The 24,345-nt window shown below is 44.1% G+C and carries 25 protein-coding genes; 16 read left to right on the forward strand and 9 right to left on the reverse strand.

The genetic code is table 11. From position 1 onward, the window contains the following. Positions 1 to 362 precede the first annotated feature (362 nt). From QTN95_RS00005 to QTN95_RS00045, 9 genes are all read left to right on the forward strand, one after another. Positions 363 to 1,562: an acyl-homoserine-lactone synthase gene (locus QTN95_RS00005; protein ID WP_331415864.1), complete on the forward strand. Its 1,200-nt coding sequence runs from the start codon at positions 363 to 365 to the stop codon at positions 1,560 to 1,562. Further along, positions 1,555 to 4,071 carry a response regulator gene (locus QTN95_RS00010; protein WP_331416034.1) on the forward strand — a complete coding sequence of 839 codons (2,517 nt, stop codon included), beginning with the start codon at positions 1,555 to 1,557 and terminating at the stop codon, positions 4,069 to 4,071. Before QTN95_RS00005 ends, QTN95_RS00010 begins: the two co-directional genes overlap by 8 nt. Positions 4,072 to 4,329: 258 nt before the next feature. Further along, on the forward strand, positions 4,330 to 4,554 hold the full coding sequence (locus QTN95_RS00015; protein WP_138970393.1) for a hypothetical protein: 225 nt from the start codon (positions 4,330 to 4,332) through the stop codon (positions 4,552 to 4,554). A gap of 110 nt (positions 4,555 to 4,664) precedes the next feature. Then, a complete protein-coding gene (locus QTN95_RS00020; protein ID WP_331415865.1) occupies positions 4,665 to 5,216 on the forward strand; it encodes a septation protein A in 552 nt (183 codons plus the stop codon). A 74-nt stretch (positions 5,217 to 5,290) separates the two neighbouring features. After that, positions 5,291 to 5,683: an acyl-CoA thioester hydrolase YciA gene (gene yciA, locus QTN95_RS00025; RefSeq protein ID WP_331415866.1), complete on the forward strand. Its 393-nt coding sequence runs from the start codon at positions 5,291 to 5,293 to the stop codon at positions 5,681 to 5,683. A gap of 105 nt (positions 5,684 to 5,788) precedes the next feature. Further along, entirely contained in the window at positions 5,789 to 6,085 is a 297-nt protein-coding gene (locus QTN95_RS00030; RefSeq protein WP_004746701.1) for a YciI family protein, read from the forward strand. A 2-nt stretch (positions 6,086 to 6,087) separates the two neighbouring features. Then, positions 6,088 to 6,495, forward strand: a complete 408-nt coding sequence (locus QTN95_RS00035; protein ID WP_331415867.1) for a GspS/AspS pilotin family protein — start codon at positions 6,088 to 6,090, stop codon at positions 6,493 to 6,495. Positions 6,496 to 6,706: 211 nt separating this feature from the next. Continuing rightward, complete coding sequence (locus QTN95_RS00040; RefSeq protein ID WP_269377335.1) at positions 6,707 to 7,267, forward strand: VC2662 family protein; 561 nt, start codon at positions 6,707 to 6,709, stop codon at positions 7,265 to 7,267. A 313-nt stretch (positions 7,268 to 7,580) separates the two neighbouring features. Continuing rightward, positions 7,581 to 7,802 carry a hypothetical protein gene (locus tag QTN95_RS00045; RefSeq protein ID WP_269377334.1) on the forward strand — a complete coding sequence of 74 codons (222 nt, stop codon included), beginning with the start codon at positions 7,581 to 7,583 and terminating at the stop codon, positions 7,800 to 7,802. Between the two features lie 8 nt (positions 7,803 to 7,810). Here the strand turns inward: QTN95_RS00045 and QTN95_RS21220 are convergent, their stop codons facing one another. Both QTN95_RS21220 and QTN95_RS00050 read right to left on the reverse strand, forming a co-directional pair. Then, complete coding sequence (locus QTN95_RS21220; RefSeq protein ID WP_443088842.1) at positions 7,811 to 7,975, reverse strand: DUF1289 domain-containing protein; 165 nt, start codon at positions 7,973 to 7,975, stop codon at positions 7,811 to 7,813. Positions 7,976 to 7,981: 6 nt separating this feature from the next. Continuing rightward, positions 7,982 to 8,230 carry a DUF1289 domain-containing protein gene (locus QTN95_RS00050; protein ID WP_331415868.1) on the reverse strand — a complete coding sequence of 83 codons (249 nt, stop codon included), beginning with the start codon at positions 8,228 to 8,230 and terminating at the stop codon, positions 7,982 to 7,984. Between the two features lie 195 nt (positions 8,231 to 8,425). On the opposite strand from QTN95_RS00050, the gene QTN95_RS00055 reads away from it, so the two are divergent. From QTN95_RS00055 to QTN95_RS00075, 5 genes are all read left to right on the forward strand, one after another. Next, entirely contained in the window at positions 8,426 to 8,872 is a 447-nt protein-coding gene (locus QTN95_RS00055; RefSeq protein ID WP_269377331.1) for an META domain-containing protein, read from the forward strand. A gap of 203 nt (positions 8,873 to 9,075) precedes the next feature. Then, positions 9,076 to 10,218, forward strand: a complete 1,143-nt coding sequence (locus tag QTN95_RS00060) for an ABC transporter substrate-binding protein (protein ID WP_331415869.1) — start codon at positions 9,076 to 9,078, stop codon at positions 10,216 to 10,218. Positions 10,219 to 10,228: 10 nt separating this feature from the next. Then, positions 10,229 to 11,938, forward strand: coding sequence for an ABC transporter permease (locus QTN95_RS00065; protein WP_331415870.1), 1,710 nt, complete (start codon positions 10,229 to 10,231; stop codon positions 11,936 to 11,938). Beyond that, a complete protein-coding gene (locus QTN95_RS00070) occupies positions 11,904 to 12,551 on the forward strand; it encodes an ATP-binding cassette domain-containing protein (RefSeq protein WP_331415871.1) in 648 nt (215 codons plus the stop codon). Before QTN95_RS00065 ends, QTN95_RS00070 begins: the two co-directional genes overlap by 35 nt. Continuing rightward, the gene (locus QTN95_RS00075) at positions 12,544 to 13,167 is read left to right on the forward strand and encodes a CDP-alcohol phosphatidyltransferase family protein (RefSeq protein WP_331415872.1); all 624 of its coding nucleotides are present in this window, start codon (positions 12,544 to 12,546) and stop codon (positions 13,165 to 13,167) included. The genes QTN95_RS00070 and QTN95_RS00075 overlap by 8 nt, the downstream gene beginning before the upstream one ends. Positions 13,168 to 13,253: 86 nt before the next feature. On the opposite strand, the gene QTN95_RS00080 is transcribed toward QTN95_RS00075, so the two are convergent. From QTN95_RS00080 to QTN95_RS00095, 4 genes are all read right to left on the reverse strand, one after another. Beyond that, the gene (locus QTN95_RS00080; protein WP_331416035.1) at positions 13,254 to 14,186 is read right to left on the reverse strand and encodes a class I SAM-dependent methyltransferase; all 933 of its coding nucleotides are present in this window, start codon (positions 14,184 to 14,186) and stop codon (positions 13,254 to 13,256) included. A gap of 11 nt (positions 14,187 to 14,197) precedes the next feature. After that, complete coding sequence (locus tag QTN95_RS00085; protein WP_331415873.1) at positions 14,198 to 14,893, reverse strand: TIGR01621 family pseudouridine synthase; 696 nt, start codon at positions 14,891 to 14,893, stop codon at positions 14,198 to 14,200. An 88-nt stretch (positions 14,894 to 14,981) separates the two neighbouring features. After that, positions 14,982 to 16,598: a methyl-accepting chemotaxis protein gene (locus QTN95_RS00090; RefSeq protein ID WP_331415874.1), complete on the reverse strand. Its 1,617-nt coding sequence runs from the start codon at positions 16,596 to 16,598 to the stop codon at positions 14,982 to 14,984. 151 nt (positions 16,599 to 16,749) lie between these two features. After that, on the reverse strand, positions 16,750 to 18,180 hold the full coding sequence (locus QTN95_RS00095; protein ID WP_331415875.1) for a sodium-dependent transporter: 1,431 nt from the start codon (positions 18,178 to 18,180) through the stop codon (positions 16,750 to 16,752). Positions 18,181 to 18,546: 366 nt separating this feature from the next. Between QTN95_RS00095 and cls the strand changes: the two genes are divergently transcribed. After that, positions 18,547 to 20,001, forward strand: coding sequence for a cardiolipin synthase (gene cls, locus QTN95_RS00100; RefSeq protein ID WP_331415876.1), 1,455 nt, complete (start codon positions 18,547 to 18,549; stop codon positions 19,999 to 20,001). Positions 20,002 to 20,069: 68 nt separating this feature from the next. Then, positions 20,070 to 21,275 (forward strand): cystathionine beta-lyase, encoded by a 1,206-nt coding sequence (locus QTN95_RS00105; RefSeq protein ID WP_331415877.1) that lies wholly within the window; start codon positions 20,070 to 20,072, stop codon positions 21,273 to 21,275. Between the two features lie 260 nt (positions 21,276 to 21,535). Here the strand turns inward: QTN95_RS00105 and QTN95_RS00110 are convergent, their stop codons facing one another. The 3 genes from QTN95_RS00110 to QTN95_RS00120 form a co-directional block, all read right to left on the reverse strand. Next, positions 21,536 to 22,297, reverse strand: a complete 762-nt coding sequence (locus tag QTN95_RS00110; RefSeq protein ID WP_331415878.1) for a hypothetical protein — start codon at positions 22,295 to 22,297, stop codon at positions 21,536 to 21,538. Next, positions 22,294 to 23,034: a hypothetical protein gene (locus QTN95_RS00115; RefSeq protein ID WP_331415879.1), complete on the reverse strand. Its 741-nt coding sequence runs from the start codon at positions 23,032 to 23,034 to the stop codon at positions 22,294 to 22,296. The genes QTN95_RS00110 and QTN95_RS00115 overlap by 4 nt, the downstream gene beginning before the upstream one ends. 71 nt (positions 23,035 to 23,105) lie before the next feature. Further along, positions 23,106 to 24,008: a hypothetical protein gene (locus QTN95_RS00120; RefSeq protein ID WP_331415880.1), complete on the reverse strand. Its 903-nt coding sequence runs from the start codon at positions 24,006 to 24,008 to the stop codon at positions 23,106 to 23,108. Between the last annotated feature and the right edge of the window lie 337 nt (positions 24,009 to 24,345).

Raw genomic sequence — 24,345 nt, forward strand, 5'->3', positions numbered from 1 at the left:
GCAATCTGTGTTCGAGACCGCCCTTCTTTAAAGTGTGCTAGAGCAAGTAAACGCATCTTCATTTGTATAGACTTCTGCTGACTAGCGAGTTTTTTAAAGTCGATGTTGTCGAGGCTATCCATGGCATTCTCGTGTAGAAATGACAGCCTCAATTAGATCATATTTTTTACTTAGATTGGTATTAAAGAGTGCTTTAACTGCGCCTCATCAGCTTGCTATTTAGACGAATACTTATGTGCTCAACATCACCGATTTGATTAATTATCATGTTAAATATGAATTATTTATATCAATTTGGTTGCACACATTTTCATCTGTATTAATACTAGCCATCTAAAAACAAAAATATACGACAAACGTCTATGGCTAACACAAACACCCCTGCTCCTGCCTCATCAGGAGTCGCGGACGACGCATACGCTTTATTTACGCAAATAGATCGATTATTTGGCGATAACAGTGACTTGTTTTTCCAACAAATACTCAATGAACGCCTACGTCTAGTCTGCGAAAGTGATCCGACATTGCAGGACAAAAACATCGCGACAAAGCTGATGTCTCCATTTTATTACGCGGAGCTTAAGCGTCCCCTGAGTATTGGTACAAAAGAGTGGCATCAAATTGAGCAAGATGCGCTTTTTCTGTTTGATGACTGGGCACAAGCTTGGTGCGGATATAAGATTTGGAAACTCAAAAAAGGCTACCATTCACTAAATGATTCCGCTCTTGACCAGAGACAGCGTAATCTCTCTCACAATGAAGCAGACTATTTTGACAGTGTGATCGACTGTATTGAGCATCACAAAAAGCACTATTATACCTTGCACTGCCAACACGCTCTTACACTGCCCGATGCCATTGTATTGATTAACCTTTCGACCTTTGTCTGGCAACATAAATGGTATGAAATGCTTTATGAGATCAATCAATCAACCTGCGGAACGCATTTCATTTTGGCAACTCAAGTAGCAGATTCAGATAGCGCACTGATCGTCGCCAGCGCCAAAATAAATCACCATACACAGGCTGAACAGTGGCTCTACTTTTCCCCATTTTTTCAAACCGATAGTTGGCAATTGCTTGCAACAAAAAAAACCGTCGACCAACTTAGTGAGCACGGTTTGTTAGACAATCAAGACATTCCAAGGCATTCATCCGCCCATTTTGAAAACTCGTTGTGGCAGAAGATAGTGTCACACCAACAGTGTTGTGAAATCATCCGTCTTACCGTTAGCGGCAATCAGTCTCAGATGATTTTCTATCTCTATTTGGCTCAGAAGCGTTTAATGGAACAGTTGTTCTCACTCCGCTATAAAATTGCATTTGTTGTGATTGAGCAACCTTTAATGATTCAGTACTATTTGAGCTTAGGCGAAACGGTGTTCAGTCAGCTCAGTACGAGCCACGTTTCTAGTTCAGAGTTTGCCACCTATAAAGGACTGTGGTTTATCCAACCACTCAATCAAGAGCTAGCGAGAGCGAGCTATAAAAGCTACAAAAAACTCACCATCCGTCAGCTAAGAAAATATCGAAATCATGGACACAAACCTCACTATGCTTAGTTACTTAACCACTCATCTACTTTATCCAAAGGCAGTGGTGTTAATACTAACGGCACTACTGGTTTTTGTCTGGGCAGGCTATTTCTGTTCAACGCTGGCGAAAAAACATGGCTTTTCTAGCATCAAGCAGTATCTCTACTATGTCTCCTACACATTGGGCTTGTTTGTCTGGATTTGCAGCAACGCGTATTTTCATACTGGCTTGTTGCCCGATTGGGGAGCAAAAAGTGCCATTACAATGGCCGTTATCGCTAACTTGTCAGCACTGCTGGCCTTTGGCTCTGCCTACTTTTTTTCTGCAAAACTGAGAGCACATTACACAGACCGCCATACCAGTCTGTGGCAGCTCGCCTTCGCCACCACAATTATTGTGATGTGTACTGTGGTAAACCTTATTCCCGGGTTGACTATCTTAGGTGTGACGATAGAGGGGCCAAGCCGATTTGTACTTGAATTTGGCCATTATACTCAACCATTCTTCATTGGTTTGACTCTGCTGTTTGCTTTAACGTTTGCCAATCTATTATCCATCAAGCGATCAAGTAACCGCATCCGTCGCACTCGGATTAACTACATGATCCTCGGAATGACCATTTTCATGGCCTCTACCGCAGTCATACAGTTGGGTTTCACTTACTTCTTTAATGACTTCTCCTTGACTTGGCTGCCACCTGCATTGTCAGTCAGTGAAATGCTATTTATGGGCTATGCGATACTGGCCTCTCGTTTTTACAGTTTTCGCTACCTGTGTTTGGTTGCTTGCTCTTTACTGCTTACTGCTGCGGCTTACACGGGAGTTATCGCGCTGTTTAAGCCCCTCGACTATCTCAGCACCGCTACGGTGATTACTTTGCTGATCACTATTGGTATTTCATGGCCATACGCGTCTCAAGTGATGAGAAGTTGTCTCAGCTTCGTTCTGTACGGTTCATCTACGCCCCCTACAGATAAAATTGCCCATTTAGAAGAAGAGTTTCAAAACTCACCATCGAAAGCGATAGAAGCATTGGCTAGCTACCTTGGAGTGCCAAGTGACAAGCTGAAATTACTCGATGATTATCAAGGGGCCAGTCTCTATCGCACGTACTTTGAAAATCATTCGACGCCTTTGGTGATCGACGAGTTGGAAGACGCAATAGAACAAACCAGTGACGCCGAGCTTTCCAATTTGCATACCAATATGAATCAGATGGATTCAGCATTGGTCTTGCCGATTTACGAAGGTAAGAACAAACTCTCTCACGTTTTAGTCTCAAGTCATAAACAAGGTGACGTTAATTTCTCATTCGAAGAGCTGCGAGCGCTGGAGAGGGTACTGAAAAAAGTTCAAGTGCACATAAACTATGAGCGTAAAGTTAAACAGTCACAGGCACTTGCTAACTCTATCGCCCATGAGATGAGAAATCCTCTCGCACAAGTACAATATGAGTTTGAATCTCTGGAAAGCAAACTGAATAACATCAAAGACCAGAATGATCTGTTTCGTCATGTTCATAGTGGCAAGCAAGCGATTCATCGCGGCAGACAACTGATTGACATCATTCTGCGGGAGGTCAATAGCTCATCTCTCGATCAAGAGCCATCGGAAGCGACCTCTATTCGTCACGCCATTCATAGTGCGATCAATCAATATGGCTTTGAGAGCGAAGATGAATTTAATCGGATAGAGCTGAACCTTGAGAATGACTTTGTCGTTAAGATCAACGATACCCTGTTTAATTTTGTGCTGTTCAACCTATTACGCAATGCTATCTACTATTTTGATTCGTACCCAAAAAGCAGGATCGAAATCCGTACTGAAGTCGGCCTATATGAAAATCATGTCATCTTCCGAGACTCTGGCCCTGGTATTCCTCAGGTTTTACTCTCACGTATTTTCGATGACTTTTTCAGCCACAATAAGAGTGGTGGTAGTGGGCTAGGTTTAGGCTACTGTCAACGCGTCATGACGTCCTTTGGGGGTGGAATAAGTTGTCATTCTCTACCAGGCGAATTTACAGAATTTACTCTGACCTTCCCTTCTTCTAGCGTACGACTTGATGAAATAAAAACGTCACCTATCGCACCAACGGCGATCGATTTTGCCCCACCAATTAATCCTCAAGTGGCAAAAGGTGAGCTAGGTTTTGTTGCTAAGTCATCACATATGATTTTGGTCGTGGATGACAAAGAGATTCAGCGGACACTCGTTAAGCTCTATTTGGAGCAGCTTGGCTATGGTGTTGTGCTTGCTAACAACGGTAAAGTCGCAATCGAGATCATCCAAAGCAATCCCATTGATCTGGTGTTTATGGATATTCAGATGCCGATTATGGATGGTTTTGAGGCAGCAAACATTATACGTCAGTCATATCCAGCTATCCCTATCATTGCTCTTTCTGGTGAATCCGGAGAAAAAGATGTGCAAAGGATGAGCGAGCTTATGGATGGACGCCTATCAAAACCAACAACCAAAGACGCACTCGATACCATTCTGAAGTCAACTCTAGGACAAGAAATTCATTCGTAGCCACTGTATAGCAAAAGAGCAGATGCGCCTGTCAAACAATTGGCAATTCTGCTCTCAATTCGACTCGCATTTTGCATATCTGAAACCGTACCGCGAACGAATTTTCAGCAGCGGTATCCATCTCTATTAACGGCGAACGGCACCAATCATCGGGTTGTGATTAATTTGAACATCAAGTGGCACCGATTATGCTTTCTTTCGTACAACGAAGTAAAAGCGGCAAAGATTCGTCTTTGCGCTGATGTAAGAGGTACTGTTATGGAAGTTCAGCGTCACACCTACTATCGTCTGATTCATCACGGAATCAAGACTCTGCTCGTGGACCGTATTGGCCACTTCACCGAGCTTGAGTACCACGAATACCTCAACGGCATGACAGGCAAATCCAGTTGTTTTGCTATGAGTGACGAAGAGTTGCAATTTACGGTAGACAGTTTGCGTAGCGAAGGTTATCTCGAAGATTACAAGCGTTACATAGCCTAATCTCCCTACCTTGCTGTTAGTAGAGAAACCCGAGTTTGCCATTAAGCCCTTTGTCTTAACCAGAGATTTGGTTAGACTGAGGGCTTCTTGTTACACAAAAGACCATGCCAATGAAACAACTCATCGACTTCATCCCCCTAATTATCTTTTTCACTTTGTATAAGCTGTTTGATATTTACGTCGCAACAGGGGCGCTGATCATTGCTTCCGCGGTTCAAATCGCTTTGACCTATATGATCTATAAGAAAATCGAGAAAATGCAGTTCATCACCTTCTTGATGATTGCCGTATTCGGTGGAATGACAATTTTCTTACACGATGACAATTTCATTAAGTGGAAAGTGACCATCGTCTACATGGTGTTTGCTATTGGTCTTGCCGTCAGCCACCTCTTAGGCAAGTCTGCGATCAAAGGGATGCTGGGCAAAGAAATTTCTCTTCCTGAACCTGTGTGGGCTAAGGTCACTTGGGCATGGGTTGCCTTTTTCTCTTTCTGTGCCGCTTTAAACATCTATGTCGCATTTCAGTTACCATTGGATATCTGGGTAAACTTTAAGGTGTTTGGCTTACTCGCTGCCACGTTTGCGTTCACCCTAGTGACCGGGCTCTATATCTACAAGCATGTACCAAAAGAGAACAACGAGGCGAGCGCTGGCGAATAAGTGAATAGTTTTGTTACAATACCTCTTTTACAGCGACCACTTTGGTCGCTGTATCGTTTGTAGTGGATGTCAAAATGAGCCAAGAAATTAATACACCAAAAGGTCAGCTCCTACTTAGAACCCTTGCCATGCCAGCCGATACCAATGCCAATGGCGACATTTTCGGCGGTTGGATTATGTCTCAACTTGACCTTGCTGGAGGGATTCTCGCCAAGGAAATTTCTTCAGGTCGAATCGTGACAGTGTCCGTCTCTAGCATCACTTTTAAGAAACCTGTTCGTGTTGGAGATGTGGTTTGCTGTTACGGTGAATGTACACGTATTGGTCGTACATCAATGAGTATCGACTTACAGGTGTGGGTGAAACCAGTAAAAGAGCACGGTCTTGAAGATCGCTTTATGGTTTGTGACGCCACATTTAACTATGTCGCTATTGACGCAGATGGCAAACCTCGACCAGTACAATAAGTTCATGGCATAGACGAAATAACACCAAATCATTACTTTTAAAAACCAGTATTTAAGGTAGAGTAACCACCAACGGTTACATCATCGATATAAGGATATCTGTACATGTGGTATGTCATCTTTTCACAAGACGTAGAGAACTCATTAGAAAAACGACTTAGTGTCCGCCCTGCTCACCTAGAGCGTTTACAGGCACTGCAAGATGAAGGTCGTTTGCTAACGGCGGGGCCTATGCCTGCCATTGATTCTGACAACCCTGGTGAAGCTGGTTTTACTGGTTCCACCGTTATTGCAGAGTTTGATTCTTTGCAACAAGCGCAAGAGTGGGCTGATGCTGATCCGTACATTGAAGCTGGTGTATACGAAAAGGTTATTGTTAAACCTTTTAAGAAAGTCTTCTAATTATGCCAGCTGTGTTTAAAACTCTCTCGATCTTAATGGTCGCACTGGTTGTTGCTGGATGCTCTTCTGCTTCAGCCGAGAAAGAGCGTCAACTCTCGCTGTTGGCGAATACTCGCGCTAATCTACTGGCGTCTAAGCTTCCGCTAGAAGCGGGGCCGCTTTCAATAATGCGTGCAAATTCTAATGGTTCAACCGTTGAGATTATGATGGTTTACAACGCTGATGCCCTCGGTGCAAAGCCTGCCACGCAGGTCATGAACAACAGCATCAACACATATTGTACTGTTGCCGACACCAAAGCTAACTTAGAGGTTGGATTGAGTTATCGGATAAAAATGCGTAACAGCCGAGGCCAGTTGATTGCAGACGAGATAGTCACGCATGAACGCTGTTTGAACGCCAAACGCTAACCGCAGCTGTGTATACAAATTCAAAGCCTCGCTTATGCGAGGTTTTTTCATCCCCTAAAACTCAACGGATTGCTGTACAACAAGACCAATAATATAGTCACACAGATCATATTTCACGCAGTCTTAACATACTGACTATGCTTACAAAGTAGGCTAATGCGGATACACATTGGTCTTTAATCTGGATACACAGCTAATACTTGGAGTTATTATGAAAAAAATTCTTACTGCAGTGGCTATCTCTACAGCATTCGCCTCTTCTTTCGCTGTTGCTTCATCCCCAGTGATGTTCTCTTCTATCAATGATTTTAATGCACCAGATAACTCACAAGTTTCTGGCGTTCGTCTCGCAGCTCTACACGGTAAAGTAGACCAAGTGAAAGGTGTCGACTTTGCGATTGTCGGTATGTCTGAGACCAATACAACAACAGGTGTTAACTTTGGCCTCTTTTTAGGCGCTTCAAAAGTAAATCAAGAAATGACCGGCGCCTCTCTTGGTCTATTCAACTGGAACGAAGGGTTAACTACCGGGGTTAACCTTGGTGCGGTTAACATTACCAACAACGTTAATGGCGCAAACGTTAGTTTTGTTAACTACTCTGAAGGCGACACCATGGTCGACGTGGGGGCGGTTAACCTGTCAAGCGAGTCAACCGTTCAAGTAGGCGTGTTCAACAAGACAAGTAAAATTGAAGGGGTTCAAATCGGCCTAATCAACTGTGCTGATAACGGCTTCCTACCTTGTTTCCCAATCGTGAACTTCGCTAAGTAACACTCCAATCTTCATCTCAAACCAGTCGTAATACACGACTGGTTTTTTTCCCAAAATAGGCCGTAGTAGTAAATGAGCACAAAGTAAAGTCTCAATAAATTTATGTGAATTTTTTATTTCACTACCCTTTTTTAGTCTCCGTGCAACTCCCCTTCTAATTTCAATGCAATAGCCCATTTTGATCATGGTTTCATAACTGGAACAGAGTTCTTAAAAAACTAAAATAGAACAAAAAATAATCAAATTAGATTGACGCTGGAAACATCCACTTCTAACTTTTCATATTAGTGTCATAACCAAGGAGGATCACCGCATGAAACGTGCTAGTAACTCATACCGTCTTCAGTTGATTAAAGAAGTTGCCACCAGGCAAGACCGGCTGAAAAGCGGTGATCCAATGGCAAGTTATATTCAGCATTTGATCGACGATCAACCCTCTTGCGAAAAGCATACCGAGGCTAACCATCGTTTCTCTGGTAGCCATTTTGATGAGCACGCCGGAGGATGGGTTAGCGACCGATGGGGGTTAAAGTAAGTAGGCGTCTATTTAACGGGATAGAGAGATTGTACGCACACTCTTAGTAAAATCTCTCTTTGTTCTGTCTCGGTCAGTTGGTACCAAAGATAACGTTCTTCACGGCTTCTACCACAGCCTAAACAGAAACCTTTTGTGTCAACTTGACAATAGCCTATACAAGGGTTGGGTATTTGATTTCAAAAAAGAGCTTGTTGAGGGCTATCCGTACTATCTTGATCGATGCGATCTACTGAATCTCGTTTGATTTTTCTCAGGTATCGCTGTCGGCATAGCTTGATGACATGCAGTTGCTGGGCGGGCGTCATGGTTAACCAATTAAAGCGCTCTTCTCTTTTACGCATACACCCTTTGCAGTAGCCTTTTTCATCTACTGTGCATACGCCTACGCAAGGACTTGGTACGACAAAAAACTCTAACTGTTCCAAACGGTCACCCATTTGCTAAAAGCACAAATTACACTCTACGGCATCTATAATTAGATGTTTATCAATAAGTTCCAATATGTGATTTAGACCAAACTATGACTCTCCTCTGACAAAAACAGTGTTTTATTAATTATACTGAAACCATCAAAGCCGAAGCTAAAAGGCTTATTATCTACTTATTGGAGTTGATTTATTATGAAGCTTAGTCCAAAAATGTTACTTGCAGCAATTACCCTACCTGTTGTAGTGACCGCATGTGCAAGCAATGGTGACGATGTGAAACAAATTACAGCTCAGGATCTCCAACACCACAACTGGGAGTTGGTTAGCATTGACGGTAAAGATATTGTACTAGAAGGCCGCCAGCAAGCTCCTCGCCTAGAGGTTGGCGAAAAGATGACAGCGAATGGTAACGCGGGCTGTAATAACTTCTTTGGTCAAGCTGAACTAAAAGACAACCAGTTCCGCATTGAAAAGATGGGCATGACCATGAAAATGTGCGTCGGCGATGTGATGGACGTTGAACAAGCATTTTCTCAAACACTCTCTGACTGGAGTGACATGACATTGACCAATGATTCAATGGTACTGAAAAACGACGTTCACACGCTTACGTTCAAATTGAGCGATTGGAAAAACTAATTCGACGCGTCAAGTCATCCTATTTTAGAAGCAGCCTTTCGGGCTGCTTTTTTACTTATTGCGACTCACTTTTTACACGATCCATCCACTTTTACCTCAAATATATAATAAACCTATCTTTTTTCAGTCATAATGAATGAATAAGTGAATTGTTCCGGTCTAACTCAATGGCCGATAGCAACAACCAACTAACAGGGACCATTATGACAAGGCTGATCACTTTACTTTCAACATTAATCGTGTCTTTTTCATCATTCGCAACTGATACTTGGCAGCAAACGATCGAACAAGCAAAAGGACAAACGGTATACTTCCACGCTTGGGGAGGCAGCCAAGAAATTAACCGCTATATCCAATGGGCGAATAGCCAGCTTCAATCTCAATACGGCGTCACACTGCAACACGTTAAAGTTACGGATATTGCTGAAACCACCAGCCGCCTAATTGCTGAAAAAGCCGCAGGAAAAAACAGCGGTGGTAGCGTTGATATGGTTTGGATCAATGGCGAAAACTTCAAATCAATGAAAGACAATCAATTGCTGTTTGGTCCATTTACAACTCGCCTACCTAATTGGCAATATGTCGACAAAACATTGCCGATAGACGTTGATTTTTCTGAACCTACAGAAGGCTTAGAAGCACCTTGGGGTGTGGGGCAACTGGTATTTATTCATGACAAGTTGAAACTCAATAACCCACCGACTTCGTTTAATGAGATGTTAAGCTATGCGAACGCTTTTCCAAATCGCCTAAGCTATCCTCGCCCACCAGAATTCCATGGCACCAGCTTCCTAAAAGCACTGCTGATTGAACTGACCAACAACGACGCTTCGTTAATGCAGCCAATTGATGAGAAGAGTTTTGCCATCATTACTCAACCTTTATGGCAATATTTGGATGAATTCCACAAAGTGGCTTGGCGTGGGGGTAAACAATTTCCATCAGGTACAACAGAGTCAATTCAGTTGCTCGACGATGGCCAGATCGATCTAGCTATCACCTTCAACCCTAATGCTGTGTATTCCGCCCAAGCAAATGGCAATCTTGCGAACTCAACCCAAGCCTATGCGATGGATAACGGTGCACTATCGAACATTCACTTCTTAGCGATTCCATGGAATGCCAACGCGAGCGCAGGGGCACAAGTCGCCATCAACTTTTTGTTAAGCCCAGATGCCCAATCACGCAAGGGGGATACTAAGATTTGGGGCGATCCATCCGTATTGAGTAGCCAATATCTCACTGGAACGGCCAAAAATACTCAGCAGTTCAAATCTATCGCCGAGCCTCACCCAAGTTGGCAAAATGCGTTAGAGCAAGAATGGCTTAAACGTTACGGAAACTAGAAGTGATTCGATGTTACGCGCAATCTACTTTTCTCTTATTCTAATTTGCATCTTGCCTACCATTCCGGGACTTGCCGGAGTGGTAGTGGCTGCGTTTGGTTATATTCCGCCCATTGGACTTGAGTCCTTTTCATTAAACGGCTTTGAGTCAGTTTTCGCTTGGCAGGGCATCGGACAGTCAGTGGGTCTCACGCTCTTTTCGACTCTTGCTAGTAGCTATCTTGCCTGCTTAGCGACCTTTGCGATTCTGCTTTCTAGTTGGCATCATCCATTTTGGCGTAAAATCGAGCTGACGTTATCCCCTTTACTCGCTATGCCACACGTCGCTTTTGCTATTGGTTTTGCCTTTCTTTTTTCTCCAACCGGATTGGTGGCTCGATCGTTGTACCATCTGTTTGGCTATGATCCGAATGCACAATCTGTCTCTGATCTCGCCTTTGTGATCAAAGATCCTTATGCAATAGGACTGGTTCTCATGCTGGCTATAAAGGAAATTCCCTTCCTATTGCTGATGAGCATCCCAATTCTACAGCAGCTAAAAGTGTCACAAACCGAAAAAGTAACCCTGTCACTGGGTTATTCTAGGGCGCAGACTTGGTGGAAATGCATCTTTCCACAATGGTTTGCCAAACTTCGCTTTCCGATGTTGGCTGTGATTGCCTACAGCCTTTCAGTGGTAGATGTCGCTTTGATTATCGGTCCAACCAATCCTCCAACCTTTGCTGTTTTAATTTGGCAGTGGTTTAACGAACCAGATTTAGCTCAACTTCCTCGCGCTGCATCGGGTGCGACATTACTGTTTCTTATCGCCAGCGTACTGATTCTATTCGCCAGAATCGTCGAATGGGTGATCACAAAAGGGCTCAAACATTGGCAATATTCAGGGCGTTCAGGAATGGATCTGCCAGGTAAGTCCACCTTCAGCATTGTGCTCGTTTTAAGTCTGGCTATAGTACCCATCTTGGTTTTGTGGAGCTTTGCTCAGAGATGGCGATTCCCTGACCTACTTCCTACTCAGTTTAGTTTGCGCTTCTGGCAATATGAGTGGGCGGGTATTTTTAGCGCGCTCAATCAAAGCCTGTTAATCGCATTAGTCAGTGCCAGTATTGCTCTGTTGCTTGCGTTAGCGGCTCACGAGTACCACCAAAGACATCATCGACAGATACCTGGATACGTGATTGCGATTCCAATGTTAATCCCACAACTTTCGATTCTATTTGGTATTCAGGTAGTCACGCTCTATCTAAACAGTAGTGCTTACCTATTCTGGGTGTGCTGGGCACACGTATTTTTTGCCTTTCCTTACGTCTACCTCTCACTGGATGGCCCTTGGCGCAGCTTCGACAATGGCTTGACCCGTGTCGGCCTAAGTTTGGGTAAAAGCCCGATTCAAGTCTGGTGGCAGATTAAGTTACCGATATTGTTGCCCGCGGTGCTTTTTGCTTGGGCTATCGGTATTAGTGTCAGCTTGGCACAATACTTACCTACGCTAGTTTTAGGCGCGGGGAGGATAAGCACGATAACGACTGAAGCCGTAGCGCTTTCGAGTGGTTTTGACCGTCGTGTCACCGCAATTTATGCGTTGTGGCAAGCATTGTTGCCCCTCATTTTCTTCTCTATCGCTATGGTACTCAGCCGACTTCAGGTTAAATACCGTAGATTGTCTATTAAAGGATTGCTACCCAATGAGCCTTTGTCTCAAAAACCTCGTCATCTGTAACAAAAGTGGTGAGGTACTGTTTAACGCGTTGAACCTTCAAATCAATAACGGAGAAATTGTCACGCTAATGGGACCAAGTGGCTGCGGTAAATCAACTTTGCTTGATGCGATTGCCGGGCACCTAAGCAGTGACTTCACCTACCAAGGTCAAATCACGTTGAATCAAAAGCCGATTGACTCGTTGCCAGCGCATCAACGTCAGGTCGGGATTTTGTTCCAAGATGATTTACTGTTTCCACACCTTTCTGTATGGGAAAACCTCGCGTTTTCATTACCGAATGAAGTCAAAGGCGCTGCGCGTAAAGAGCAGGCGATGAAGGCACTGAAAAACATTTCACTCACCAACTTGGCGGACTCTTTTCCCGACCAGATTTCAGGGGGGCAGCGTGCGCGAATTAGCCTAACTCGAATGCTACTCGCTAAACCTAATCTGGCCTTACTAGACGAGCCATTTAGTAAACTGGATAGAGAGTTGCGAGTTCAGTTTCGTCAATGGGTTGTGGAGCAACTCAAAAAAGCAGACATCCCTGCGCTTATGGTCACTCATGATGAAACCGACATTCCCGACAATAGCCGTTGCCTAACTTGGCCATGGGAGACGGTTCATGCTTGATCGTTTGAGTATCAAAGTTATTCGCTGGCCGTTAGCACAGTCAGCAAATCTCTTAGACCGATGTGGTATCACCGCAAACCAAACCACGATTTTTGGTTTTGCGCTTGGCTGTGTCGCCTTCCCTGCGTTGATTTTTGAGCAATATACTCTGGCACTGCTACTCATCATCGCCAATAGAATCTGCGATGGCCTGGATGGCGCTCTGGCGCGTATTCAAGGAATAACAGACGCGGGCGGCTTTCTCGATATTAGTCTCGATTTTCTGTTCTATTCGCTCATTCCTTTTGGGTTCGTATTGGCAAACCCTGAGCAAAATGCCGTTGCGGGTGCATTTTTGATTTTCTCGTTTATCGGTACCGGCAGCAGCTTTTTGGCCTTCGCAGTCATGGCAGGGAAACGAGGCATTGAAAATCCAGTCTATCAGCACAAATCTCTTTACTACATGAGTGGTCTGACAGAAGGGACAGAAACCATTGCGTGCTTTATCTTATTCTGCTTGCTTCCTAACCACTTTGCACTGATTGCCTACCTGTTTGGTGCAGCATGCTGGTTTACAACTCTAACTCGAATTTATTCGGGTTTTATGACTTTAAAACAGAGCCGTGATCAGGCTTAACGTAAGGCTTGAAACAGGCTCGCTAAATGGGCGCGAAGCTCTTTTTGAACAATAAGCGGGTAGCTGCCTGCTGCATGGGTCGTTTTTTATTTAAACAACATAACTTTTAATGACGCTTCACTGTCCACATCTGCGAATTCTGGTGGATTCTCAAGACGCTCAACAAAATTCAATGTAGGCGCTTCTTCCTTCATGCCATCGATCAAGAAATCGCACGTCACTTGCGGTGAGTTTACACACGCGAGCACTTGCCCATCCTCAGCCAAGAGTTCCGGAAGTTTTCTCAAGATACGTTTGTAGTCTTTAGTTAAAGCAAAGCTACCCTTTTGGAACGACGGTGGGTCAATAATAATAAGGTCGTAACGACCCATTTTTTTGATTTTCCCCCACGAGCGGAAAATGTCGTAGCCGAGAAACTTTACCTGATTAATATTGTGACCGTTGAGTTTGTGGTTCTCTCTTCCTTTTGCCAGTGAACCTTTCGACATGTCAACGTTAACCACTTGATCAGCCCCCCCCTCAATCGCTGCCACGGAGAAACCGCAAGTGTAAGCAAATAAGTTGAGTACATTTTTATGTTTGGCGTTTGCCTTTACCCAGTCACGTCCATAGCGCATATCCAAAAACAGACCCGTGTTCTGGTTGCGTCCGATATCAAGCTGGTATTTCAACTGCGACTCAACGACAACTGGACGACTGTTTAAATCGCCAAGCAGTACTTCAGAAGGCGCGCCTTCCGCATATCGGTGCTGAATGACTATTGCTTGCCCCTGTTTCTCACTCCAGAGAGCAGACTGAGGAATCTCCATCAAACCCGCTTTAAGCGCTTTTAAAAATTGATCATCAACGGTTTTGAAGATACTGACAATCAACTGGCCTTGAATCCAATCACACGTTAACTGTTCTAAACCATCAAAACGACGCCCACGGCCATGGAACAAACGTCTTACTTCATTCGGCACCATCTCTAGTTGTGTGGTCAGTTGTGCAAAGAAACACGGTAAGTGTTCAGCTTGCATAGCGATTGGTGTTATTTGTTTATCTTCGGCCATGTTAACTCCCATGGTGTAAGCCAAGATTCGATACCTTGGCATGTGATATCAGTGTTCCATTTACTCCCTAAAACACTTTGGTTTCTTGGGTCACAAATAAATTTAAAATCTTGTTGTTGATAAGTGAAACGCAGCGCAAAAGCGTGCAGATAACCACGGTCCGACTCGGAACCTGCATTGTAAATAGGATCGCCGACGATGCCAGAGCCGACAGATTTCAACGCCACCCTGATTTGGTGCGTCTTTCCAGTATGTGGCTTGCATAAGAAGAGTCTTTCACCCGGCTCTGCGGCTGATGAGAAGAACTGAGTAATGGCAGGATTAGTCTGAGAGTTAAGCAGCTTCCATGAAGCGCGGCGTGAACGCTCCATATCACCACTCACCAGCCCTTGTTTCTTTTTCGGCTTCTTACTACCAATCGCAAGATAGTACTTTTCTACGCTGCGCTGTACAAACATCTGTGAGAGTTCACTGGCGGCAGAAGAACTTCGACCCAATAGCAAAATACCTGAAGTCATTTTATCTAGACGATGGATGAGATAGAGCTTCGCGTCACTGGTCAGTTTGGCAACTTCTTGCAGTAGCATGGTATCGCCATCATCCTTATGTACTGAAACATTGGGGTGTTTGCTGATGACAATAAAATCAGTGTGAGTGTGTAAGATATCGAACATTAAAACTGGCTCCACTTTGGACGCACGAGTATACCCATAATCCATGTGAAAGCCAGTTTCAAGTGTGCGGTTCTAAACCAGTTAGGTGCTAACTTAGTTTGAATTTACCCACTAGCAGCTCTAACTCTGCCACTTTAGAGTTTAAACCTTCAACATTTTGTGAGCTTCTATTTGCCAGTTGAAGAGAGCGTTCTGATATATCGCTGATCGCAGTGATATCCGCAGCAATTTCTTTAGTCACGGCCGTCTGCTCTTCTGCTGCAGTAGCAATCGAGTTAACCATCGCCTGCACGTTGGCAGCTCCAGCAACGATTTCTTCTAGCACACTTACCGCTCCAGAGCTACGCTCTACACCGATTTCAACCAACTGACAGTTCTCAACCGTATAGGTTACAGCCTCTTGAGTGCCTGATTGAATCTGCTGAATAATACCGCCCACTTCTTTTGTCGCGTTAGTCGTACGTTCAGCCAGTGCTCGCACTTCATCAGCAACCACAGCAAAGCCACGACCAAACTCTCCAGCACGAGCCGCTTCAATCGCAGCGTTAAGTGCTAACAAGTTAGTTTGTTCAGCAATATCTTCAATCACTCGAATCACTGAGCCGATTTGCTCACTATGTTTACCAAGGCCATTCATCTGCTTTGACATCTCTGTCATCTGCAAGCTCACCTGCTGAATAGAATCGACCATCTCAGTGATAATCTGACGACCTGATTCAGCGCTGCCTTCTGAGCGTTGTGCCTCTTCAAAGGTGGCTGTTCCTTGCTGTGCAACTTCTGCAATCGTTAAGCTTAACTCCTCTGCTGCAGTTGCTATCAAGTTAGCTTTGCCTGCTTGAGATGAGGCGCCTTGTACAATATCTTGGCTGACATTTGATAGTTCGCTAGTGACACTTTTCACTTCAACCGCGACTGATGAAATGCTACCAATCAGTGTGGTTAACGAAGCTTGCATCTTATTAATCGACACCGCTAGGTTTGCCAGCTCATCGCCCGATTTATCGGCAATATCTTCTGCTGTCAGATCGCCGTCAGCGACCTTTTGCGCCACACTATCTAACTTGGTGAGACGTGTGGTAATTGAGTTTGAAAGCAAGTACGCAATGGTACAAGTCAGGATCAATGCGATAACAAACAGAATTAAGATCGTATTTTCAATGGTGTTAAATGACTCCATCAGCCCAAGAAGAGAACCGTCCGTGCCTTCAATTGATTCTGATGAAGCTCCATCAAGCAGTGCTTCGATTGGCGCTAGATAAGATTCGTACAACTCCCGCAATGCTGTAATTTCTTGCTTTAACGCATCTTTGTTACCCAACAAAGGTACGATATCTCGCTCAAACCCTTGAGTAAAACCGCGCATCAGTTGTTCAATTTTTTCAACACGTTGATAATCTGACTTTCCTTGAGTCTCTAATGTTTTCACGTGAGTAATTGCATCAGCAAATTCTTGCTTATTGGTTTTGTAATCGTCAAATGCGCCCGGCACGCCTGTAATGGCTCCCGTTGCATCTCGATACACATCACCCGCCTCATCAATTAAACTCAAGTAGCCAACCACTTCAGGAACATCATCTTTTCTAATTTCATCAGCAACAGCATGTGACTGATTCACTTCCATCCAGATAACACCTGCCATGATAGTCATAATGGCAAGAATACAGCCGAACCCGGCATACAATTTACTTCGAACAGACCATTTCACTATGTAGCTTCCTCTATTGAATGCTTTAGGTAAATTTAGAATCTATATGACTTATCGGCTGTATATTATACTTCTTTAACAAGGTTATTAACTAAAACGAAAAAACCTCCCAAGTGGGAGGTTTTTAGTTAGGTCCGCTTTTTAGACAGATTTATAGCTTCTTAGAGAAGATACCCGCAACCGCGATGATAGCAAGACCTAACAGCATGATTTCACCTTTGCCACTATCGAAGCCTGACTTGACACCCATGAAGGCAACAATAGCGATAGCAACTGGAATCACGTATTTAACCAAGTTGTACCATAGACCGAATAGTGGGAATGATACTTCGCCGTCGTTAGTGATTTCTTTCTCAAGGTCTGCACGAGATAGACGCCAGCCAGCAAAGATACACACCAACATACCGCCAACCGCTAGGAAGATCTTATCGGTTAACAAGTCAAAAATATCGAATGCACCTGTACCAAATAATGTTGGACCTACACCACCTAGAGATAGTGAAGCGAACACACATAGTGAAGCCATTACTACGCTTGAGCTAAGTACTGCTGTTGAACGCTTCATACCTTTTTCATCGATTAGGTAAGATACAACAACTTCAAGAAGAGAAACTGAAGATGTTAGTGCTGCTACCGTTAGTGCGATGAAGAACATTAGAGCGAATAGTAAACCGATTACGCCGCCCATTTCAGCGAATAGCTGAGGTACAACAACGAACACCAAGCCAGGACCTGCTGCGGGTTCCATACCGAACGCGAACATTGCTGGGAACATCGCGACACCTGCTAGGATCGCAACACCCGTATCCATAGCCGTCACCATACCTGTCGTCTGAACTAAGTTCTCTTTCTTCTTCAGGTAAGAACCGTAGGTCATCATACAGCCCATACCAAGACTTAGTGAGAAGAATGCCTGACCTAGCGCAGCTAGAACAACATTACTGTCTACTTTTGAAAAGTCTGGCATGAATAGGAATTCTAGACCTGCCATTGCACCTGGTAGCATCAAACCTTTTACCGACACAACGATCAGAATTAGGAATAGAAGCGGCATTAGAATCTTACCCGCTTTCTCGATACCGCCTGAAATACCCTTCATTACGATAATGATGTTGAAAGCTAGATAGATACCCATCCACATAAGTGGCTGAACAGGATCTGAGATAAAGCTACCGAAGCTATCACCGATTGCTTCAGGTGTGCTTAGTAGACCACCACCCACTTTGAAGATGTATGCAAGAGCCCAACCACCTACGACAGGGTAGAAACCCATGATCAGTAGGCCACTTAGAACCCCCATTACCCCAGTAAAGGTCCAACGACGGTCAGTCGATTTGAACGCACCTACTGCTGATAGACCTGTCTTACGACCAATAGCGAATTCTGTAAGCATTACGCTAAAGCCGATAAAAATTACAAAAAGTAGGTAAATTGCAACGAACGCACCGCCGCCACTCTCACCTGCTGTGTAAGGAAATTTCCATATGTTGCCTAAACCAACAGCAGAACCTGCTGCGGCCATGACGAAGCCTAGTTTAGACCCCCATGTATCACGGGGCTGTGCACTTGTACTTGTAGCCATGGTTACTCCATTAAATCATGTTTTAAGTTGTGTTTGCTTCTGTTAGGCGTCTTTAAAAGTGGTTGTATAATTTTTTTTACACTTATTAAACTTGTCAGTGACGCTAACGTTGTAGCAAGTAAAACAGTTTAAGATTAAAATTGGAAGCCCGAACAGTATATTTTTCCACCATAAATGTAAAGATTGTGTTTAAATGCTGTTTTTTTCGCCTATAACACCCGCCAAACACCAGATTTTACATTCACATAACATATTTGTGCTTTTCAGCATTCATTCCGTATAGTTTCTACCGCCACTAATTTGTGACTTGCCCTAGCGCGCCGTGAGCTCTAATATTGGAGTGCTATATATTACCTAGGTATCTGAATGGAAAAGTTTTATCACTTCCTGACTCTCGCTGGCATTGTCTTTTACTGGATACTCGTTGCAGGTGTAACCATTCGTGTTGTACTAAAGCGCCGAGCGGTGAGTGTGTCGCTTGCCTGGTTAATGGTTATCTACATCATTCCGGTTGTAGGTGTCGCTTGCTATTTCCTATTTGGTGAACTCAACCTCGGCCGTAAACGGGCAGAGAGAGCAAAGGAGATGCTGTCTCCCTTTGCACAGTGGTTCGCCAAACTCAATGACTGCCACGCTCACTCGCCCGAAAGTTTCGGCCGACATATTTACCGTATCGACGAACTGTGTAATAACCGATTAGGCTTGCCTGCATTGTCTGGCAACTCCTTGTCACTACAAAGCTCGCCCGAACAAATCCTCCATTCGGTCATCGACGATATCGAAAATGCGCAATCAAGTATTCGAATGGTTTTCTATATTTGGCATCCGGGTGGACTAGCCGACTCCGTTGCATCTGCCTTAATCAAAGCTGCCAAACGTGGTGTAAATGTGAAGCTACTGCTTGATTCCGCTGGTAGTCCACGCTTTTTCCGCAGCGAGTGGTTAAAGATGATGAACAATGCAGGTATCGAAGTCGTTCAAGCTCTAGAAGTCAGTCCATGGCGTATATTCTTACGCCGCCTCGATTTACGTCAGCATAGAAAAATCATCGTTATTGATGAAAAAATTGCCTACACGGGCTCAATGAACATGGTTGATCCAGCGTACTTCAAGCAAGATTCTGGTGTCGGTCAGTGGATTGATATTATGGTTCGTATAACGGGCCCTACCGTCAATGTGCTATCAGCAATTCACTGCTGGGATTGGGAAGTGGAAACTGGCTCTCGTCGTTTTCCTCAGTTACCAGAATGCCACATTAACCCGAACGAACCTCAGCACCCTATTCAAGTCGTTCCGTCTGGTCCAGGGATGCCTGATCACCTAATATCCCAGGTGCTCACATTAGCAATCAATCAGGCCAATCATTCCGTTCGAATTACTACACCCTATTTTGTGCCAAGTTCTGACTTACTAGAAACACTCAAAATGACCGCTCAAAGGGGTATTAAAGTTGAGTTGATCATCCCGCATAAGAATGACTCCATCATGGTTCAGTGGGCCTCTCGTGCCTTCTACAGTGAATTGCTTAGTGCAGGGGTCGAAATTTACGAGTTTTATGGTGGTCTACTCCACACTAAGTCAGTCGTGATCGATGAACAGTTCTGCTTAGTGGGCACTGTTAATATGGACATGCGTAGTCTATGGCTAAACTTCGAACTGACATTAGCAATTGACGATGAAGCCTTTACCAAAGAGATGTTGTGGCTTCAGCAAAGCTACATCAATCAATCTCATCAGGTCGACATCGAACAATGGCAAAAACGCACTCTTTATTCGCGCTTTTTGGAACGAGTTTTTTACCTGTTTAACCCTCTACTCTGATCCGTGCTTGATATTGACGCCTTGCCATGGTTTAAATATGGCAATGCGTTAATAGATAAGGACTTCCAATGTCAGAAAGCAAACAGACCAAGTATGTTACGGCAGGCCGCGACAAAAAATGGACTAATGGGGTTGTCAACCCACCCGTTCAACGCGCTTCAACTGTGGTCTTCGATACCGTTGCGGAAAAACACCATGCAACCGTCAACCGAGCGAACAAAACTCTCTTCTACGGTCGCCGTGGTACCAATACGCATTTTGCTTTTCAAGACGCAATGACAGAAATCGAAGGCGGCGCTGGCTGTGCGTTATACCCATGCGGTACAGCAGCGATTGCTAACGCTATTCTGTCATTTGTCGAAACAGGAGACCATATTTTGATGGTTGACACCTGTTATGAGCCGACACGCGACTACTGTGACAAGATCCTCAAGAAGATGGGAATCGAGACCACCTACTATGAGCCAACCATAGGTGAAGAGATTCGCAGCCTCATCAAACCCAATACCAAGATCCTGTTTTTAGAATCTCCAGGCTCTATCACGATGGAAGTTCAAGATGTTCCTACCCTAGCGCGTATCGCTCATGAAAATGAGATGATTGTCATGCTCGACAATACATGGGCTGCGGGAGTGAACTTTTCACCATTTGATCACGGCGTCGATATTTCTATTCAAGCGGCGACCAAATACATTGTCGGTCACTCAGACGTGATGCTTGGAACCGCGGTAGCCAACGAGAAGCATTGGGACCAACTTCGCGAACAAAGCTACTTAATGGGTCAGTGTGTTTCTCCGGATGACGCTTACCTTGGGCTGCGTGGTATACGAACACTCGACGTTCGCATGCGCCAACACGCAGAAAACAGCCTCAAAGTGGCACAGTGGCTCCAAACAAGACCTGAAGTTGACCACGTGCGTCATCCTGCCTTGGATTCTTGCCCAGGCCACGAATTCTTTAACCGTGATTTTACCGGCGGTAACGGCCTGTTTTCGTTTGTTCTAAAAACCAGCTATCCACGTGCAACTACCGCATTACTTGATGGTATGCAGCACTTTAGTATGGGTTACTCTTGGGGTGGATTTGAGAGTTTAATCTTAGCCAACGAACCTAAAAGTTTTGATAACCTGCGCACCGTTGCCAATCCTAATTTTGAAGGCACACTAATACGTGTACATATTGGTCTGGAAAATGTTGACGATCTTATTGCAGACCTTGAAGTTGGTTTCGCACGTTACAACGCGCTGCTGCTAGAAAAAGAAGCCACAGCTTAAGCGAGCCATCGGCGAAAATAAAAACCACCTGCTAAGCAGGTGGCTGTTTTGGGTAGTATTGCTAGCATCCAGCTCAACTTAAGCAATTGTTGGCCCATTTTTACACCTATCTGGTTTTGGTTGCTATCGGCTATCGGAGTCAAGCCTGAAATCAAAATGGCCGTCTTCAACGCTCACACCATTAAAATCATCACCCAAACTGACTGACAGTTTTTCTTCACTGCTGAACGTCTGGGTGGTTTCTTTGGCTGCAAGGATTTCTATTCGGCACGCCAAATAACCGAGTCTTCAGGGTCTAGTTCGAACTCTTTGTCATAGAACATCAAGCCCTCGGCTTCCATACGCTCTACATCGAGGTTTTTGATTTTGATGCTTTCAACTATCTGATTAACGGCATCTTTCAAGTAGCGTTCATTTTCGATTTTTTGCTCATCACTAGTACTCGCATAAAAGTTGATTGTATACCTGATGGATATCCTTCGCATTCCATCATTGTCACTGATGGTCTTATCATAATAACCACATTTTATACTTGTCGTTTTACTTCCAGTGGGTGCATAGCTACCTCCGATACCTTGCAAATACGAACCAGCGCTGCAATGTATCCCTTTGATATAAGTCGTCCACATCTCTTCGAATGTAATTCCCTGAATTTTGTTCGTCTTCAAAAAATCAGGCTCCGTAAAATAACGCCCATAGTCTTCATCAAAATCACTATTAAAATAGTAGTCATCTTCTGGAGAGATATAGTTATCAGTGCGAAATTTTAAGGTCATAATGCTTGGGTTAGCATTTGATAACCCTATCCACTGTACTGCCGAATTTTCGCTACTCGTCCCACCATACAATACTCTCCAGTCTCTATTATTGTATAAGTACCAGTCTTGTTTTGGCGGGTTAAAGGCGATATAAGGGTTTTCAATAACATCCGCATCGGTTAAATAAAAGTACTTTCCCCCAGAGCAACCTGAAACAAAGATAAGTATCAAAAGAGACACCGTTGCATTTATTAATTTTTTCATGGTTGTTTTGCTCCGCAGACCGCTGTGGGTAAATCCCCGCAATTATAATTGCTATGTGGTGATTCATCAGAAAATAACATCGCGGCATTTTTATAAGTGTCTAAATTTACTGTATCTTTTATAGTCGTTAATACCGTATTTCCTCTATTACCATTATCTCCGACGTTCTTACCAAGGTTCTCACCAACAAAATCACCTTTATTAGTATAATTTCCTCTAAAACCAAACTTTGCATCTTTGACCACTTGCCTCATGTCCTCGGTATTTACCGGTGAACCATATCCAGCGAAGGTTGGAATTCCTTTATCGTTCAAACCATTATCAAAGTAAGTTGGGCCTTTAAAACCTCCCTGATCATAACTATCTTTGCCTGTAATATACTCAAGACCACTCTTGGTAAGCAGATTCCCCTGTGAATGGTTAGCAAAATTGGAACCATTGCTACCTTGCGCTGTTGTGGTATCACGGATAAATTCACCTGTCTGTTTCGCCATGCCTGTGGTTCCGCCCACTTTATCTACGAAAGACTCTAGACCGTCACCTACGAATCCATGAGTTGGATTGTAATTAACGTTGAGCAACACACTGCCATAACCAGCACTATCCTTATCGTAGTTGTGGGTCTGGCTAAGAACATTCTTAATTGCATCTCCCTCGCTATTCATCATACCATTGGTGCCATTCTGGAGGGTTGATGTGTCTTCAGTAACTTTGACCGGGGCTTTACTTATCAACAAATTCATTCCCTTCAGTTTACTCTGAGTTTCTTCCGACGCTTTTATGTAATAGTCACTCTCTTCAATAGGGATTAGTTGTCTAACTGTTCATTCTTTAACATATCAGCAGTACCTACCTGAAGCACTTTGTTTTGTACATCAGTATCACCTAACAGCACTGGGATTTGGGCTACTATGCCACCATTCGTTTCGTCACTAGGTAGTATCCCACCTGTATAAAAGCTCAACTCATTAAGTAATTCACCCACAGCATTCTCAACTATATTACCACCTTCTGCGGCTGGCACGTTCTGAGCAGTTTTTTGTATGTTGTTTCCGAACTCATCCATCTCTTTTCCTATCTGCGCCCGACCTTCTTCACTCAACAAGCGGTGATCAACCGTAACATCAATATCCCCCTGAGTGCGGTCAACGCTGAATAGGTCTTTTTCGGTGTTGTCGATATCGCGGTTGAGGCGAGACGTGTCGTCGGAAGACTCTAAATCCCCAATGTTTAAGTTACCTTGGCCGATGGTTGCCAACGTCTTGCTCTTATCATAACCAGACGTGTTTTTGTATTGAAGGGACGTTGAGTTATTGGTTGAATCCAGCTCACCATTATTGGTACCGACACTACTATTAAGGCCTAAGCTTTGGTCTTGACTGTAGCGAGTATTAGAAAGGTCAGCATAGCTCAATGAATCTGTGGTTAAGTTAAGTTTGCCACTGTCTTTGCCTTCATCATCCAGCGCTGCAATGGTCGCCCCTTTAATATCTGTGTTGCCACCAACATTGATATCTAAGCTACCATTTGACGTCAAGCTGGTTACAACCGTTTGCTTGCTGCTTGTTCGTCCATTAGATGCATTGAAGCCACCATTGCCACCAGTAACATCTCCCATATTAGTAACATCTTTAGCCAAACCTTCAGGGGCCGCACCTTTTCCGTCCGATACACCGCCGCCAGACATCGAAATACCACCACTGATGCCCATCACTGCTCCTGAAGGCTGTGACGCAATCAAGAAAAGTAATGCCACTAGCAACGATAAAAAACGACAATGGGGAGCAATTGCGCTCCCCGCTTTTTTTGCCTCAATGCATCTATTTGAGGATATATGTTATGTATAAAAACATGTTTTCTACCCCAGAGCCAGAACACACCGAATCACAGTCCTAATACCACAGGGTTTAACAATATATTCCCGTGGCTGATACCGCTGGAGTTTGCGGTTTCTAATCGCGAGAGAGGGTTCTGTGAGTGGATTGAGTGGTTCTGGGAAGAGGGACGCCACTCGGATGAGTGGCGTTATTTACAATAAGCTTGATTCC

The sequence above is a fragment of the Vibrio sp. M260112 genome (assembly GCF_036533775.1).
Classification (GTDB): Bacteria; Pseudomonadota; Gammaproteobacteria; order Enterobacterales; family Vibrionaceae; genus Vibrio.

Excerpts from the sequence above, each read along its gene's own strand:
- QTN95_RS00005 (WP_331415864.1), top strand. The coding sequence starts at position 363 with ATGGCTAACACAAACACCCCTGCTCCTGCCTCATCAGGAGTCGCGGAC.
- QTN95_RS00010 (WP_331416034.1), top strand. The coding sequence starts at position 1,555 with ATGCTTAGTTACTTAACCACTCATCTACTTTATCCAAAGGCAGTGGTG.
- QTN95_RS00015 (WP_138970393.1), top strand. The coding sequence starts at position 4,330 with ATGGAAGTTCAGCGTCACACCTACTATCGTCTGATTCATCACGGAATC.
- QTN95_RS00020 (WP_331415865.1), top strand. The coding sequence starts at position 4,665 with ATGAAACAACTCATCGACTTCATCCCCCTAATTATCTTTTTCACTTTG.
- yciA (WP_331415866.1), top strand. The coding sequence starts at position 5,291 with ATGAGCCAAGAAATTAATACACCAAAAGGTCAGCTCCTACTTAGAACC.
- QTN95_RS00030 (WP_004746701.1), top strand. The coding sequence starts at position 5,789 with ATGTGGTATGTCATCTTTTCACAAGACGTAGAGAACTCATTAGAAAAA.
- QTN95_RS00035 (WP_331415867.1), top strand. The coding sequence starts at position 6,088 with ATGCCAGCTGTGTTTAAAACTCTCTCGATCTTAATGGTCGCACTGGTT.
- QTN95_RS00040 (WP_269377335.1), top strand. The coding sequence starts at position 6,707 with ATGAAAAAAATTCTTACTGCAGTGGCTATCTCTACAGCATTCGCCTCT.
- QTN95_RS00045 (WP_269377334.1), top strand. The coding sequence starts at position 7,581 with ATGAAACGTGCTAGTAACTCATACCGTCTTCAGTTGATTAAAGAAGTT.
- QTN95_RS00055 (WP_269377331.1), top strand. The coding sequence starts at position 8,426 with ATGAAGCTTAGTCCAAAAATGTTACTTGCAGCAATTACCCTACCTGTT.
- QTN95_RS00060 (WP_331415869.1), top strand. The coding sequence starts at position 9,076 with ATGACAAGGCTGATCACTTTACTTTCAACATTAATCGTGTCTTTTTCA.
- QTN95_RS00065 (WP_331415870.1), top strand. The coding sequence starts at position 10,229 with ATGTTACGCGCAATCTACTTTTCTCTTATTCTAATTTGCATCTTGCCT.
- QTN95_RS00070 (WP_331415871.1), top strand. The coding sequence starts at position 11,904 with ATGAGCCTTTGTCTCAAAAACCTCGTCATCTGTAACAAAAGTGGTGAG.
- QTN95_RS00075 (WP_331415872.1), top strand. The coding sequence starts at position 12,544 with ATGCTTGATCGTTTGAGTATCAAAGTTATTCGCTGGCCGTTAGCACAG.
- QTN95_RS00080 (WP_331416035.1), bottom strand. The coding sequence starts at position 14,186 with ATGCAAGCTGAACACTTACCGTGTTTCTTTGCACAACTGACCACACAA.
- QTN95_RS00085 (WP_331415873.1), bottom strand. The coding sequence starts at position 14,893 with ATGTTCGATATCTTACACACTCACACTGATTTTATTGTCATCAGCAAA.
- QTN95_RS00095 (WP_331415875.1), bottom strand. The coding sequence starts at position 18,180 with ATGGCTACAAGTACAAGTGCACAGCCCCGTGATACATGGGGGTCTAAA.
- cls (WP_331415876.1), top strand. The coding sequence starts at position 18,547 with ATGGAAAAGTTTTATCACTTCCTGACTCTCGCTGGCATTGTCTTTTAC.
- QTN95_RS00105 (WP_331415877.1), top strand. The coding sequence starts at position 20,070 with ATGTCAGAAAGCAAACAGACCAAGTATGTTACGGCAGGCCGCGACAAA.
- QTN95_RS00110 (WP_331415878.1), bottom strand. The coding sequence starts at position 22,297 with ATGAAAAAATTAATAAATGCAACGGTGTCTCTTTTGATACTTATCTTT.
- QTN95_RS00120 (WP_331415880.1), bottom strand. The coding sequence starts at position 24,008 with ATGGGCATCAGTGGTGGTATTTCGATGTCTGGCGGCGGTGTATCGGAC.